The sequence below is a fragment of the Burkholderia sp. PAMC 26561 genome, assembly GCF_001557535.2.
Lineage (GTDB): Bacteria > Pseudomonadota > Gammaproteobacteria > Burkholderiales > Burkholderiaceae > Caballeronia.
The window spans coordinates 743,320-758,434 of record NZ_CP014306.1 but is presented as its reverse complement, the minus strand read 5'-3'; the positions used below and the strand labels follow the sequence as shown (position 1 = coordinate 758,434).

The 15,115-nt window shown below is 60.5% G+C and carries 13 protein-coding genes and 1 pseudogene; 6 read left to right on the top strand and 8 right to left on the bottom strand.

Annotated elements, in window-relative coordinates:
- Positions 1–123: 123 nt before the first annotated feature.
- Positions 124–627, top strand: coding sequence for a peroxiredoxin (locus AXG89_RS03535; RefSeq protein ID WP_062168015.1), 504 nt, complete (start codon positions 124–126; stop codon positions 625–627).
- Between the two features lie 352 nt (positions 628–979).
- Positions 980–1,897 carry a UDP-3-O-acyl-N-acetylglucosamine deacetylase gene (lpxC, locus tag AXG89_RS03530; protein WP_062000325.1) on the top strand — a complete coding sequence of 306 codons (918 nt, stop codon included), beginning with the start codon at positions 980–982 and terminating at the stop codon, positions 1,895–1,897.
- Between the two features lie 55 nt (positions 1,898–1,952).
- On the opposite strand, the gene AXG89_RS03525 is transcribed toward lpxC, so the two are convergent.
- Entirely contained in the window at positions 1,953–2,444 is a 492-nt protein-coding gene (locus AXG89_RS03525) for a DciA family protein (protein WP_062168013.1), read from the bottom strand.
- 263 nt (positions 2,445–2,707) lie between these two features.
- Between AXG89_RS03525 and secA the strand changes: the two genes are divergently transcribed.
- The 4 genes from secA to mutT all read left to right on the top strand — a co-directional run bounded on the left by secA (position 2,708) and on the right by mutT (position 8,286).
- The gene (gene secA, locus AXG89_RS03520) at positions 2,708–5,515 is read left to right on the top strand and encodes a preprotein translocase subunit SecA (RefSeq protein WP_062168011.1); all 2,808 of its coding nucleotides are present in this window, start codon (positions 2,708–2,710) and stop codon (positions 5,513–5,515) included.
- 223 nt (positions 5,516–5,738) lie between these two features.
- On the top strand, positions 5,739–6,980 hold the full coding sequence (gene argJ / locus AXG89_RS03515; protein WP_062168008.1) for a bifunctional glutamate N-acetyltransferase/amino-acid acetyltransferase ArgJ: 1,242 nt from the start codon (positions 5,739–5,741) through the stop codon (positions 6,978–6,980).
- Between the two features lie 14 nt (positions 6,981–6,994).
- Positions 6,995–7,858: an ATP-binding protein gene (locus AXG89_RS03510; protein WP_062168006.1), complete on the top strand. Its 864-nt coding sequence runs from the start codon at positions 6,995–6,997 to the stop codon at positions 7,856–7,858.
- Positions 7,855–8,286, top strand: a complete 432-nt coding sequence (mutT, locus tag AXG89_RS03505) for an 8-oxo-dGTP diphosphatase MutT (protein WP_062168004.1) — start codon at positions 7,855–7,857, stop codon at positions 8,284–8,286. The genes AXG89_RS03510 and mutT overlap by 4 nt, the downstream gene beginning before the upstream one ends.
- Positions 8,287–8,313: 27 nt before the next feature.
- On the opposite strand, the gene yacG is transcribed toward mutT, so the two are convergent.
- The 7 genes and pseudogenes from yacG to AXG89_RS03470 form a co-directional block, all read right to left on the bottom strand.
- Positions 8,314–8,502 (bottom strand): DNA gyrase inhibitor YacG, encoded by a 189-nt coding sequence (yacG, locus tag AXG89_RS03500; protein ID WP_062000319.1) that lies wholly within the window; start codon positions 8,500–8,502, stop codon positions 8,314–8,316.
- Between the two features lie 57 nt (positions 8,503–8,559).
- Positions 8,560–9,315 (bottom strand): cell division protein ZapD, encoded by a 756-nt coding sequence (gene zapD, locus AXG89_RS03495; RefSeq protein ID WP_062000318.1) that lies wholly within the window; start codon positions 9,313–9,315, stop codon positions 8,560–8,562.
- A 155-nt stretch (positions 9,316–9,470) separates the two neighbouring features.
- Positions 9,471–10,094 carry a dephospho-CoA kinase gene (gene coaE, locus AXG89_RS03490; protein ID WP_062168003.1) on the bottom strand — a complete coding sequence of 208 codons (624 nt, stop codon included), beginning with the start codon at positions 10,092–10,094 and terminating at the stop codon, positions 9,471–9,473.
- Between the two features lie 16 nt (positions 10,095–10,110).
- A complete protein-coding gene (locus tag AXG89_RS03485) occupies positions 10,111–11,013 on the bottom strand; it encodes a prepilin peptidase (protein ID WP_062168001.1) in 903 nt (300 codons plus the stop codon).
- Positions 11,014–11,052: 39 nt separating this feature from the next.
- Positions 11,053–12,279, bottom strand: coding sequence for a type II secretion system F family protein (locus AXG89_RS03480; RefSeq protein ID WP_062167999.1), 1,227 nt, complete (start codon positions 12,277–12,279; stop codon positions 11,053–11,055).
- Position 12,280: 1 nt separating this feature from the next.
- Positions 12,281–13,494 (bottom strand): annotated as a pseudogene (locus AXG89_RS03475) (GspE/PulE family protein); the annotation flags it as partial.
- A gap of 206 nt (positions 13,495–13,700) precedes the next feature.
- Complete coding sequence (locus AXG89_RS03470; RefSeq protein WP_062167997.1) at positions 13,701–14,990, bottom strand: HlyC/CorC family transporter; 1,290 nt, start codon at positions 14,988–14,990, stop codon at positions 13,701–13,703.
- Positions 14,991–15,115: the final 125 nt, after the last annotated feature.

Here is a 15,115-nt window from a genome sequence, read left to right as displayed (position 1 = left end):
TCGTCTATATTGGGATGAGATCGATGCGTATCGATACGTAAGCAGCGGTGCGGCGAACGTCTCTCGGAAGGAAAAGTTTGAATCGCTGGCGTGTTCAGCACTGACTCAGTGAAAGGCCGAACAATGATCAAGACAGGTGAAACGCTGCCGGACGAACGCCTCTACGAATTTATCGACGTGGCGACGGAAGGCTGCGCCGTGGGACCATACGGGTTCTCGGTGCGCGAGCGGACGGCGGGCAAACGCGTGGTGATCTTCGGATTGCCGGGTGCATTCACGCCCACCTGTTCCGCCAGGCACGTGCCGGGTTTTATCGATAATGCGGAGAAACTGGCCGCGGCGGGTATCGATGAAATCTGGTGTGTCTCCGTCAACGACGCGTTCGTGATGAGCGCGTGGGGACGCGATCTTCAAACCTCGGGCAAGGTGAAGATGATCGCCGACGGCAGCGCGCGTTTTACTCGAGCACTCGGCCTCGATCAGGATCTGTCGGAGCGTGGCATGGGAATTCGCTCCCAGCGCTACGCCATGGTGGTCGACAACAGCGTGGTCAAGACGCTGAATGTCGAAGCACCCGGCAAGTTTGAAGTCAGCAGCGCTGAAAGCGTCCTCGCGACGTTGGGCTGATGTGTTTTAACAATGTTGTGCTGGCGGTCGATATGCCCGGTGTTTGTTGCATTGCCGCAACAGGAAAGGACGCCATCGCGTGTCTTCTGGAACTCGCATGACAAAGTCGCAACAAAGCCGTAACGCGGCGCCGATATCCGGGAACGCCTCCGTCCTGGGTATCGGCCCGACCCTATTTGCTTTCGCGTGAATTTGGTTCTCGCGTACCGAGCCGAGGCAGTAACGGGGAGAAACAAGTTGCAACGTTCCCGCTCGGGACGACGCGAAGGGATTGGAGTATACTTCGCGCTATTGAATACAAATTCACGATTGATTCTCTCAATCGAGAGTCACAATCGAAGCGAAAAAAATCATGTTGAAGCAGCGAACCATCAAAACCATCGTCAAAACCGTCGGGATCGGCCTGCACTCTGGCCGCAAGGTCGATCTGACGCTTCGGCCCGCACCGGCGAACACCGGGATCGTTTTTGCGCGTATCGATTTGCCTGAGCCGGTCGATATTCCGGCCTCGGCTTTGGCTATCGGCGACACGCGCCTGGCTTCTGTGTTGCAGAAGGACGGCGCGCGCGTTTCGACCATCGAGCATTTGATGTCGGCTTGCGCCGGACTGGGTATCGACAACCTTTATGTCGATGTCACTGCTGAAGAAATCCCGATCATGGACGGCAGCGCTGCTTCATTCGTGTTTCTGATTCAATCGGCGGGTATTGAGGAACAGAACGCGGCCAAGAAATTCATCAAGGTGACGAAGCCGGTTGAAATCCGCGACGGCGACAAGTTCGCTCGTCTCGATCCGTATTTCGGCTTCAAACTGAAGTTCACCATTGATTTCCGCCATCCGGCCGTCGATAAGACCGGTCAGGCACTCGAAGTCGATTTCGCCCATACGTCATACGTTCGGGATATTGCCCGGGCACGGACGTTCGGGTTTGCGCATGAAGTCGAAATGATGCGCGAGCTCGGTCTGGCGCGTGGCGGCAGCATGGATAACGCCATTGTTCTGGACGAGTATCGAATTCTGAATAACGATGGTTTGCGTTACGAAGACGAGTTTGTGAAGCACAAGATGCTCGACGCGATTGGTGACCTTTATGTGGTCGGTCACCCGTTGCTGGCGTCTTACGCGGCCTATAAAGGCGGTCACGCAATGAACAATATGTTGCTGCGTGAATTGCTGGCGCACGAAGACTCGTATGAGATCGTGACGTTTGAAGACAAGCAAGCGGCGCCGCGCGGTTTTGCTTTCGATACGCAAACGGCGTTCGCGTGATCAGTAAATAATCAGAGCAATAATATGAGAATGAGTGGCAGCTTTCGGGCGCCGCTCATTTTTTTTGTGCTTTCGCCTGATGACGCGCCGCCATTTTCGCGAGCGCTTCCTGAAGCGGCGACGGCTCGAGCGTTTCAGCCAGCGTTTGAAGCGCATCCGCGCCGGCGGCAGACATCCGGGCTTGCTTCGGCGGAATCACTTCTTTCATTGCTTGTGGACGAACACGGATCTTCAGTGCGGTCACGGCCCAGCCGCGTTGCTGCAAATCCACCAAGAGACGCGGCTCGATGTGCCGCAGACGCGCCGCCAGCGCGTTATGTCCGGCAAAAAGCGAAAGCACGCCATCTTTGATGAACCCCGGTTCCACGTTCGCGCCCAGATAGTCCGGCAGCAACGCCATCAGGTCGCGCTGGAGCGCCGTCACCTGCTCGACGCCCGCCCGTAGCGCAAGGAACTCGCTGGTGCGGCCGAGGACGTCGGACAACGCCTGGGGCTTACGCGGATCGAAGCGTTGCGGCGGCCTTGAATTCGGCGGGAAACGGCTCATTTTTTGGAGTATGCAGGGCTGGCGGCGGTTCGCAGATTGTAACGCCGCGCATCGTGCAACACGACGGCACGCTTTGCGTGTCAACGCCGACAAACATAACGCCGGGGTGCTGTAACACAAAAGATGGCGGTACAGGCTCCAGCGGGGGCGCGTGCTAAAATCCTCGATTCGTTTTCACCCATGGACTGAAGCCGCCGAGGTTCCCCGGACTGGGATGCACCCAGCGCGCTCCAAGCCGATACCGCGACGCAGACACTGATCCGATGACCACCGGTTTCCTCCAAAAGTTTTTTGGCAGTCGCAACCAGCGCCTAGTCAAGCAATACCAAAAGACCGTTGCGGCGATCAATGCTTTCGAGCCGACGATCGAGCAGTACACGGACAAGCAACTGCGGGCCAAGACCGAAGAATTCCGTCAGCGCGTCGCGAGCGGCGAATCGCTCGACCGGTTGCTGCCTGAAGCGTTCGCGGTGTGCCGGGAGGCCAGCAAGCGCGTACTGAAAATGCGGCACTTCGACGTGCAGCTCATCGGCGGCATGGTGCTGCACTACGGCAAGATCGCGGAAATGCGCACGGGCGAGGGCAAGACGCTCGTCGCCACGCTTGCCGCGTATCTGAACGCGTTGTCCGGACGTGGCGTGCATGTGGTGACGGTGAACGATTACCTCGCACAGCGCGACGCCGAGTGGATGGGCAAGCTCTACAACTTCCTGGGGTTGTCGTGGGGCATCAACCTGTCGCAGATGGAACACGCGCAGAAGCAGGAAGCCTACGCCGCAGACATCACGTACGGCACGAACAACGAGTTCGGCTTCGACTACCTGCGCGACAACATGGTCTACGAGACCAACGCACGCGTGCAGCGGCCGTTGAACTTTGCGGTCGTCGACGAGGTTGACTCGATTCTTATCGACGAAGCGCGTACGCCGCTGATCATCTCCGGCCAGGCCGAGGATCACACCGAACTCTACGTGCGCATGAACGCGCTGCCGCCGCTGCTCGAGCAGCAGATCGGCGAAGAGAAGGCGGACGGCACGGGCGTCGAAAAGGTGGGCGACTTCACGCTCGACGAAAAAGCCCGTCAGGTGTTCCTGACCGAACAAGGTCACGAGAAAGCCGAACGGCTCCTAGCCGAGTGGGGCCTGATTGGTGAAGGCGAAAGCCTCTACGCGCCGCAGAACATCACGCTGATGCACCATGTGTATGCCGCGTTGCGTGCGCACACGCTGTTCTTCCGCGACCAGCATTACGTGGTTCAAGGCAATGAAGTCGTGATCGTCGACGAATTCACGGGCCGCATGATGACCGGCCGCCGCTGGTCGGACGGTTTGCATCAGGCCGTGGAAGCGAAGGAACACGTCAAGATCCAGAACGAGAACCAGACGCTTGCGTCGATCACGTTCCAGAACTTCTTTCGCATGTATTCCAAGCTGTCCGGCATGACCGGTACGGCCGACACCGAAGCGTACGAATTCAATGAGATCTACGGTCTCGAAACCGTCGTGATTCCGACGAATCGTCCGCCAAAACGGATCGACAAGCAGGATCAGATCTACAAGACCGCCAAGGAACGTTACGACGCCGTCACGCGCGACATTCGCGATTGTGTCGAGCGCGGACAGCCCGTGCTGGTTGGTACGACATCGATTGAAGCATCGGAACTGCTTTCGGGTTTGCTCACCCAGGCCGGCCTCAAGCACGAAGTGCTGAACGCCAAGCAGCACGCACGCGAAGCCGCGATCGTTGCCGAGGCGGGTCGCCCGAGCGCTGTGACCATCGCGACGAACATGGCCGGGCGCGGTACGGACATCGTGTTGGGTGGGAACGTCGAGAAGCAGTCGTCGTTCATCATTGCCGACGAAGCGTTGGCTGAAGACGAGAAACAACGTCGCATCAAGGCGCTCGAAGACGAATGGCAAGCGCTGCACGACCGCGTGAAGGCGGCGGGCGGATTGCACATTGTCGGTACGGAACGCCATGAATCGCGTCGTATCGACAACCAATTGCGCGGCCGTGCAGGCCGGCAGGGCGATCCGGGTTCCTCACGCTTCTATCTGTCGCTGGATGATCCGCTGCTGCGTATTTTCGCGGGCGATCGTGTGCGTTCCATCATGGACCGCCTGAAGATGCCGGAAGGCGAGGCGATCGAGGCGGGCATCGTGACGCGTTCGATCGAATCGGCGCAGCGCAAGGTCGAAGCGCGCAACTTCGATATCCGCAAGCAACTGCTCGAATACGACGATGTATCGAACGATCAGCGCAAGGTGATCTACCAGCAGCGCAATGAATTGCTGGAGGCAACCGACGTTGCTGAGACCATCACCGCCATGCGTCAGAGCGTGATCACCGAAGTGACGCGCACGTACGTGCCGGCGGGAAGCATCGAGGAGCAGTGGAGCGCGCCGGAACTCGAGGAAGCGCTGCGCAACGACTGGTCGCTCGATCTCGCGGTTCAGGAGATGATCAACGAGTCGAATTCCATCGATGCCGACGAAATTCTCGAAGCTGTAGTCGCTGCCGCCGACGAAGCCTACGAGGCGAAAGTCGCGCTGGTCGGGCGTGAGTCGTTCAGCGCGTTCGAGCGTTCGATCATGTTGCAGACGCTCGACAGCCGCTGGCGCGAGCATCTCGCCGCGCTCGATCACTTGCGTCAGGGCATCCATCTGCGTGGTTATGCGCAGAAGAACCCGAAGCAGGAATACAAGCGCGAAGCGTTCGAATTGTTCGCCGCGATGCTGGATTCGGTGAAGCAGGAAGTCACGCGCGTTGTAATGAACGTGCAGATCCAGTCGCCGGAACAGCTTGAAGAAGCCGCCGAGCAGTACGAAGAGAAGGGCAGCCATCTGGAAAACGTGTCGTTCCAGCATGCTGACTTCGACGGCAGCGGCGCCGCTGCAGCAGTTGCTGCCGACGCGACCGCTCAAATGGTCAATCAGGCCATGGCATACGGTGATGACACCACGGTCGCGACCCACGTGTCCACTGACGACGTCCCGAAGGTTGGCCGTAACGACCCGTGCCCGTGCGGCAGCGGGAAGAAGTACAAAAACTGTCACGGCAAGCTCGCATAATCGGCGGTCTGAACGCTTTGGCAGGTTGAAACATCCAGGACAGGCGACGCAGTGATGCGTCGTTTGTCTTTGGCCGATTGGTTTTGTTTCTTGCGTTTGTGTTTTAGGTATTTTCGTTTCGCGGGCGTCCGTCTTTCATCGAGTCAGGCACCGTTTCATTCATCTTTCGTGTCGTTGCGTTTTCCTGCGCACCGGCACTCGCCACTTTCAGCGAGTCGCGAACATGGCCGTCAATTTCCCCTCGATCAATCCCGCCAACCTGCATCCCGTCTCCGGCGTCACGCTAGGCTGGGCCGAGGCGAATATCCGAAAACCGAATCGCAAGGATTTGCTCGTTGTGCAGATCGATGAAGGCGCGACGGTTGGCGGCGTGTTCACCCTGAACCGCTTTTGCGCTGCGCCCGTGACGGTGTGCCGCGAGCATCTCGACGCCGTGCGCGCGGGCGGCAAGGGCATCCGCGCGCTGGTCGTGAATACCGGTAACGCAAACGCGGGAACGGGGGAGCCGGGCATGGCGCATACGCGCGAGACCTGTACCGCGCTTGCCGCGTTGCTGGGCCTCGACGCCGCGCAGATCCTGCCGTTTTCGACGGGCGTGATCCTGGAGCCGTTGCCTATCGACAGGTTGACTGCGGGGTTGCCGGCGGCGATTGCGAACCAGAAGCCCAATCATTGGTTCGACGCCGCACAAACCATCATGACCACCGACACTTTGCCGAAAGCGGCATCGCGTCAGGTTCAGATCGATGGCCACACGATCACGCTCTCGGGCATCAGCAAGGGCGCCGGCATGATCAGGCCGAACATGGCCACCATGCTGGGTTTTCTCGCCTGCGACGCCGCCGTGTCCCAGTCCGTGCTCGACACGCTGATCAAACACGTCGCGGATCGCTCGTTCAATTGCATCACCATCGACGGGGATACATCGACTAACGACTCGTTCATCGTGATCGCGTCGGGCAAGTCGACATTGCCCTTGATCGATTCCACAGATTCTCCCGCTTATGCCGCGTTGCGCGACGCCGTGACTTCGGTTGCACAAGAGCTGGCGCAACTGATCGTGCGCGACGGCGAAGGCGCGACGAAGTTCATGACGGTGACGGTCGAAGGCGGCACGAGCGAAGCGGAATGCCGGCAGATCGCGTACGCTATCGGTCACTCGCCGCTCGTCAAGACCGCGTTTTATGCATCGGACCCGAACCTCGGCCGGATCCTCGCGGCCATCGGCTATGCGGGTGTGACGGACCTGGACGTGAACAAGATCGATCTGTATCTCGACGATGTCCTCGTCGCGAAAAAGGGCGGCCGCAATCCCGAGTATCGCGAGGAAGACGGCCAGCGCGTGATGAAGAAGAGCGAGATCGCGATCCGCGTCCTGCTCGGCCGCGGCGAGGCCCGTGCCACTGTCTGGACGTGCGACCTTTCGCACGATTACGTCAGCATCAACGCCGACTATCGCTCCTGAACCCGAACTCTCCCATGGATAAACTCGAACAGTTTCTGACGCGTGCTGAAGCCGTTCTCGCACGTGTTGAAGGGATGTTGCCGCCCGCCGCGCCTGAAATCGACTGGGATAAGGCCGTGGCGTTCCGCTGGCGCAAGCGTCAAGGACGTGGCTTTTTGCAGCCGGTGCCGAATCTGTCGGCGCTTTCGCTCGATGACCTTTGCAATATCGAACGTCAGAAGCAGTTGATCGAGCAGAACACACGGCAGTTCGTGCGCAAGGCGCCGGCGAACAACGTGTTGCTCACAGGGGCGCGCGGGACGGGCAAGTCGTCGCTCATCAAGGCGTGCCTGAACGCGTATGCGTCGGAAGGGTTGCGGCTGATCGAAGTCGACAAGGACGATTTGCACGATCTTGGAGACATCGTCGACCTGATTTCGGCGCGGCCGGAGCGGTTTATCGTTTTCTGCGATGACCTTTCGTTCGAAGACGGCGAGTCAGGTTACAAGGCGCTGAAAGTGGCGCTCGACGGATCGATCTCGGCGCAATCGGACAACGTGCTGATCTACGCGACGTCGAATCGCCGCCATTTGTTGCCCGAATACATGAGCGACAACGAGACCTACAAGCACACATCGGATGGCGAGATTCATCCGGGCGAAGTGGTCGAGGAGAAGATCTCGCTGTCCGAGCGATTCGGCCTGTGGGTAAGCTTCTACCCGTTCAAGCAGGACGACTACCTGACCATTGTTGGACATTGGCTGAAGCATTTTGGCTGTCCGGAAGAACAAATCACGAATGCGCGCGGCGACGCGCTCGTCTGGGCGCTCGAACGTGGCTCGCGCTCAGGCCGCGTCGCGTGGCAATTCGCACGCGACTATTCGGGCCGCAAGGCATGAGCGCGGCGCCGCTTCCAACCACGGCGCCCGACGGGCGCAAGATGACCGATGTCGCGGTCGGCGTGCTCGTTCAGCCGGATGGCCGCTATCTATTGGCGCAACGTCCCGAAGGCAAACCGTATGAGGGTTACTGGGAATTTCCGGGCGGCAAGTTGGAGGCGGGTGAAAGCGTGGAAACGGCGCTCGTGCGGGAATTGCACGAGGAACTGGGTATCGATGTGACCGCTTGCGAGCGCTGGCGGACGCTGGAACACGATTATCCGCATGCCTACGTGCGGCTTTACTTCTGCAAGGTGACGGCGTGGAAAGGTGAGCCGGTCGGCCGGGAAGGTCAGGCGCTTGCCTGGCAACATCTTCCCGCCGATGTGACGCCGTTGCTACCCGCTGCCATTCCAGTGCTCGAATGGCTCGCGGCAGAGGCGGCTTAGGGCGATATAAAGCGCGATTTGAAGCGTTTAGTTGAGGCCGCTATGGTCGTCATCTGGCGGCGTGTCCTGCTGACCGCCGCCAATCTTGTACTTCTCGGTCGCCCACGCGCCAAGATCGATCTGCTTGCAACGATCTGAACAAAACGGGCGGAACCGGCTTTCCGGAACCCAGCGCACATCTTTCGCGCAAGTCGGGCATTTAACGATGGTAGTCATTCGGCAGTACGGATCTGATAAAGATTGAGTTCGATAAATAAGGGTTTTTAGCCCGATTTAAAGACTGCACAGTGTCAGGTGAAACGGAATGTCGGCATCGACGGCGCGGGGCCTCAAATCGCCGTCCTGCACCGTAAAACGCACCCACAGCATGTACTTGTTCGCGCTCGCCTCGGGAATCAGCCGCGTATCCGACGGCACTCGTACCTGCATCAACTGATACGTCCGGCCCGACAGCATCTGCTGATAGCTGCCCTGCATTGCCATTACCTTCGATGCCTGGCCCGATTCGCGTGCCAGTCGCAGCACGATAATGGCAGCGTCGCGCAACGGCAGCATGGGTGTGACCCACTTTGCGATATCGCCGCGACGTTGTTCCGCTGGGCACTGCTGCCACGCAAAGTACGACGGCAAGTCGAAGCGGCAAGTTCCACCCGGAATGATCGTCCTGCTGCGAATACTGGCGAGCCATTCGTTGTCCGCGAGATGCTGGCCGGTCTTGCCCTGCATCTGTCCGAGCCCGGCAAGCGTCTGTTCGATCTCGCCCAGCACCGACTCCAGCGCGTCCTGCTCGATTCCGGGATTGCCCCGAAACGGCGCCAGCGTCTGGCGTTGCCGTTCCAGTTCCTTCATCAGGTCGGCTTTCAGGTCGGTCCGTCCGGCGACTTCGGCGATCTCGAACAGCGTGGTCAATGCAGCGTGGTGTTCGCGCGGGTCTTCTTGAGTCAGAAAGAAGGTGAAGCGCTCGAAAAGATCTTCGAGACGCAGCAGCGTCCTGATTCGCTCGTTGAAGGGGTACTCGTAAAGGATCAAGCGCGCTCGCCTCGGCGTTGGTCGATAGTTTCGATGCGGAAAGTGAGGACATTCTAATGCCGCATCAAACCCCAAGCAAATCTCCACGTTCAATCACATCTGGCGCGCATTTTCAGCGCCGATGGTGAGAAATTCGAATGCGTTGCATGCACTTGTTAGGTACGCGCTTTGCTGCCGGCCGCGGCCATCTCGATATAGCGTGCGTGCAGGAGGTCGACCTCGCGCTGCAATGTCTGTAGCGTGGCGGCAGAGTCGTTGACGACGATGTCATCGGCGGCGGCGAGTCGCGCTTCGCGTGTCGCCTGCCGGGCGATGATCGCCAGCACCTGCTCCTGGGCGAAACCATTGCGCTGGATGACACGTGCAATTTGCGTTTCGACCGGGCAATCGACGACGAGAATCCGGTCCACCTTGCTCGCGCGTTCTCCTGCCTCGATCAGCAACGGCACCACGACGATGTGATACGCACTGCGCGCTTCGCTGCGTTGCCGTTCGCTTTCCGCGCGGATCAACGGATGTGTGATGGATTCGAGTTGTGCCTTGGCGGCGGGATCGGTGAACACGCGGGCCCGCATTTTCGCGCGATCCATGGCGCCGTCGGCGGTGACGAACTCCGGGCCGAACGCGATCTCGATCAGCGGCATGGCGACGCCGCCTGGCGCGGTGATCTGATGCGCGATCAGGTCGGCGTCGATGACCGTCACGCCGAGCGCCGCGAACATATCCGCCACGGTCGTCTTGCCGCTTCCTATCCCGCCGGTCAGGCCAATGCTGAACATCTTGCGAATCCTCCCTTTATCCAAAAAGCGTATAGAACGGCGTGCCGAAGAAAAGCGTGATTACGCCGCCCGCTGCGAGGAAGGGCCCGAACGGCAGCGGTTCCTCGAAGCGCATCTTGCCTATGCCGGTCGCCACCAGCCCGAAGATCGCGCCCGCAATGGCAGAGACCAGCACGATCTGGGGCAACGCTTCCCAGCCGAGCCACGCGCCGAGCGCGGCGAGCAGCTTGAAATCGCCGTAGCCCATTCCTTCCACGCCGCGTACGAGCCGGAAAAGCCAATACACGCACCACAGGAACAGATATCCCACGATGGCCCCGATCACTGCTTCGTGCAGCGGAGCAAAGCCTGTATCGCCGAGATTGACGATCAGGCCTGCCCACAGCAGCGGCAAGGTGAGCGAGTCGGGGAGATAGCGGGTGTCGAAGTCGATAAGGCTCATGGCGAGCAGTGTGCCGCAAAGGCCGAACGCCGCGAGTGCGATCCAATTGGGCCCGAACGCATAGAGCGAGAGGGCAGCGAGCAGCGCGGTCGCGAGCTCTGTCACTGGGTAGCGCGCGCTCACCCGGGCGTGGCATTTGGCGCAACGGCCGCGCAGCAGCAGAAAGCTTGCGACCGGGATGTTTTCCCATGGACGCAGCACGTGGCCGCAATGTGGACATGCGCTGCGCGGGACGGCGAGGTTGTAGCGTTCTATTGGCTTCGGTTTTACATCGCTTTCCACGGCAGTGGTTTCAGCCTGCCACGCACGCTCCAGCATGATCGGCAGACGGTGCACGACGACTGTCAGGAAGCTGCCGATCACCAACCCGAAGACGATCGCGAAACCATACTGCGCCACAAGCGGCAGGGTGCCGAAAGCGGAACCGTAAGCGTCGAGATAGCGGCCTGAAAACTCCGCCTGATACAAGGGATGCATGACTGTCCTGGGTCGAATTCGGCTGCGATCCTACACTACTTACACCACGTTCCCGAGCTGCACGATCGGAAGATACATCGCCACGACAAGGCCGCCCACCAGCGCGCCCAGCACCACGATTACCACTGGCTCGCACAAGCTGGCGAAAGCGCTGGTTTTCTCGTCGACCTGACGGTCGCCCAGTGTAGCCAGATCGAGCAGCATTGCGTCCAGTGACCCGGATTCTTCGGCGACGGCTATGGGTTGCACGACGTCGGGCGGAAAGCAGCCGGCCGCGCGCATGGCGGCGGCGAGTCGTTCGCCGCGGCGCAGACGTCCGGCGATCTCGACGGTGGCAGTATCGAAGATGCGGTTGCCCGTGGCCTTCGATAACAAATCGAACGCATCCGACAGCGGCGTTCCCGCTGCGAGCAGGGTGCCCAGCGCGCGGCTCCATCGGGCGACGGCCAGCGCGCGCAGCAGCGAGCCCGCCAGCGGCAATCTCAGCATGGCGCGGTCGAATTCGCTGCGCACTGACGGCGCGCGTTGAAGCAGACGCTTGAATGCGATCACGGAAATCGTGCAGAACACCGCAAACGGTACGCTCCAGCGCGCAACACCATCCGACAAAGCCAGCACGAACAACGTCGGCGCGGGCAGCTTGGCGCCGAAGCCATCGAAGATGGTCTTGAACGTCGGCACCACGCCGATCAGCAGTCCTGCCGTGATGACAAGCGATAGCAGCAGTACGGCGACCGGATAGGTGAGCGCCGCACGCAGCTTGGCCCGCTGGGCGCCCGCGCGTTCGCGATCTTCCGCGAGGCGCGCGAGCACGGTCGGCAGCGCGCCGGCGAGTTCACCGACCGATACAAGCTGGCAATACAGCGCGTTGAAGCACGCCGGATGACGCCCGAGCGCCTCCGAAAACGCGATGCCCTGCGTGATGTCCCGCGCAACCAATCCGACGATACGCGGCAAGCCGCCGCGCGCAGGCGTGTTCGCGATCAGGTCGAGACATGGCGCAAGCGGCAGCCCGGCGCGCAGCAGGCCAGCGAGTTGCCGGGTAAACAGGGTGACATCGGCGGCGTTGGCTTTTGGCGGCGGTGCCGGTCCAATTCCTGTGAGTTCGAGCACTGTAACGCCGTTGCGCTTGAGCACAGCGCGGGCAGTCGTGGCGTCCATGGCAATTGTCCTGCCCCGCTTGTTCGCGCCGGTGGCATCGATGCCTCGCCAGTTGAAGCGAGTATCGGATGGTTGCGATGCTTGCGGTGTTTGCGGTAGTTGCATTAGCCGACTCCGTCGCACTGGCAGCTTCCGCCACGCTCGTTACGCCCTCCCGCACCCGGGCGATGGCAGCGTCGCGCAGGCTTGGCATGCCTTCGCTCCGTGCCTGCCGCATGACGGCATGCGTGGCGGCGCGAGCAACGATGAGTTCGCGCATTGCATCGGACACGGGCATGAGTTGATGCACGCCAACTCGTCCGCGATAGCCGATGCCATGACACGCAGCACAGCCCCGCGGTTCGAGCGGCCGGAAACCCGGCTCCAGTTCCAGTTCGGACGTCACGCGGCATGTTTCGCAAAGCCGTCGCACCAGCCGCTGAGCCGTGACGAGCCTGAGCGCCGATGCCAGGTTGTACGGCGCAATGCCGATATCGATCAGGCGCGCGATGGCAGCGGGCGCGTCGTTCGTGTGAAGCGTGGAGAGCACGAGATGCCCGGTTTGCGCCGCCTTCACGGCGACATCGGCGGTCTCGGCGTCGCGGATCTCGCCCACCATGATCACGTCCGGGTCCTGCCGCATGAAGGCCCGCAACGCGACCGCGAAGGTGAGACCGGCTTTGTCCCGCACGCTGACCTGATTAATGCCGGCGAGGTGGATTTCAGCGGGATCTTCAACGGAGCAGACATTGCGCGATTCGGCGTTGAGCATCTGCAGGAAGCAATACAACGACAAGGTCTTGCCGCTGCCGGTCGGACCGGTCACGAGCACAAGACCGTGCGGCGCGTGGATTGGATTGCGGCCTCGACGCTCCTCTGCTGATCGGCTGCAAGCCCGAGTGCCGCCAACGATAAATTCTTGGGCAGCGACTCCAGCCGGCGCAAAACGAGCTTCTCGCCAAACAGCACCGGCAGGGAATTGACCCGATAGTCCTCAGGACTCCCATTTGCAAGCGGCAGCCGCAAGCGCCCGTCTTGTGGCACGCGCCGCTCCGCAATGTCCATCCGCGCCAGCACTTTGATGCGCGTGGTGAAGGCATCGCGCAAGTGGGGCGGCGGCGTGAGATACGTGTGCAGCGCGCCGTCGATACGCAAACGGATTCGCCATTCGTGCTCGCCAGGCTCGACGTGGATATCGGATGCGCCGCGTGACGCGGCTTCGCGCAAGGTATCGGTGAGAAGCGCGACGGCGGGCGCGCTGTCTGCCTCGGCGATAGCTTCGGCGGCCCGGGCGCTGAACGGCGGCGGGCTGGAAAAGGCGGCAAGCGGGGAGGAGGACATGGGCGTGGCTCGGTGATCGGTATGTCCCGATCATGACCTTGCACGCCATCGATTGAAACTAGACCGAACGGCTAACGCTCGCAGGCGCAAAAAACTAGGCCGAACGGCTAACGCGATGCAACCGGCGACGCAGATCCCGCAAAACAGGGCAATCTGGTGCAACCCGAAACCCTGGACCGCATCCTCTTATGACACCGCCATCTTTCTTACTTTTGTTTCTTGGGCAGTACGCCTTGTGGCTGGAAGACCTTCACTGTGCGAATGGCCTGATCGTCGCTGCGCATTACTTCGAAATGCACGCCCGCAATGCGCACGCTCACATCGCCGTCGGGAATCTCTTCGAGCGTCTCGAGGATCAGCCCGTTCAGCGTTTTCGGGCCGTCGGTGGGAAGCGTCAGCTTGAGCCAGCGGTTCAGTTCGCGCAGCGGCATGCTGCCGGCCACAATGCATTCGCCGTTCTCGTTCCAGCCGCCGCTCGAACCGGCGCCGCGTGGGATGGTGGTCGTGAATTCGCCTATCAGTTCTTCAATGATGTCTTCCGGCGTGACGAGGCCCTGCAACTCGCCATATTCGTTCACCACGATCGCAATCCGATGGCGGCTTTCCTGGAAAAACTGCAGTTGCTGGAACACGGGCGTGCCGGCCGGAACGAAGTACGGTTCGGCGAGCAACTCGCGCAAGGTCTCGCGCTCGAACTCCTGGTTATGCAGCGCCGACAGCGTTTTTCTCACGTGCAGCACGCCCAGCACACGATCTATATCGCCTTGATATACGACCAGCTTGTTGTGATAGCAGGTTTCGAGTTGATGAAGGATGGTGTCGAAAGGGGCATCGAAATCGAGCGACTCTATCCGGCGGCGCGGGATCATCACGTCGTCGACCGTGATGTTTTCGAGGTCGAACAGGTTCAGCAAGATGCTGCGGTGCTTGGTCGGCATGAAGTTGCCGGATTCCAGCACGACAGTGCGCAATTCCTCGGTGGAAAGCCGCTGATCCCGGCCGCCCTTCGTATTGATACGCAGCAACCGCAGCACGCCATTTGCGAACAGGTTGACGAACCACACAAGCGGCCGGGCCACGCGCATCAGCGGCGAGAGCACCAGGCTCGCCGGCAATGCGACTTTTTCCGGATACGTCGCGCCGACAATCTTCGGCGCGATTTCCGCGAACACAATAATGAGGAAGGCGACGATTCCGGTTGCGACCGACAGCACGATGTTGTCGTGTCCGAAAGTGCGCAGCGCTATGGAGGTGGTCAGCGCCGAAATGATCGTGTTGATCAGATTGTTGCCAATCAGGATCACGCTCAACAACTGGTCGGTCTTGGCCAGCAGGCCCTGCGTGACGCGGGCGCGCAGCGAACCCTGGTTGGCGAGGTGTTTGAGGCGATGGCGATTGAGCGCCATCATCGATGTTTCGGAAATCGAGAAAAAAGCGGAGAAAAACAGCAGCAGAAAAATGGCGCAAATTTGCGCCCATAAGGGAATGTGGTCCACGCGAGGTTCAAAGAGGGAGGATGGGAAAGACTATAGCAGAGGCCAAAACGATTGCTTCTCTTGCGCCGCCACGCTTTCTGGACGGCCGTCGGAACGGCCGATCCTCCCCTTGATCCGCTAGCTAC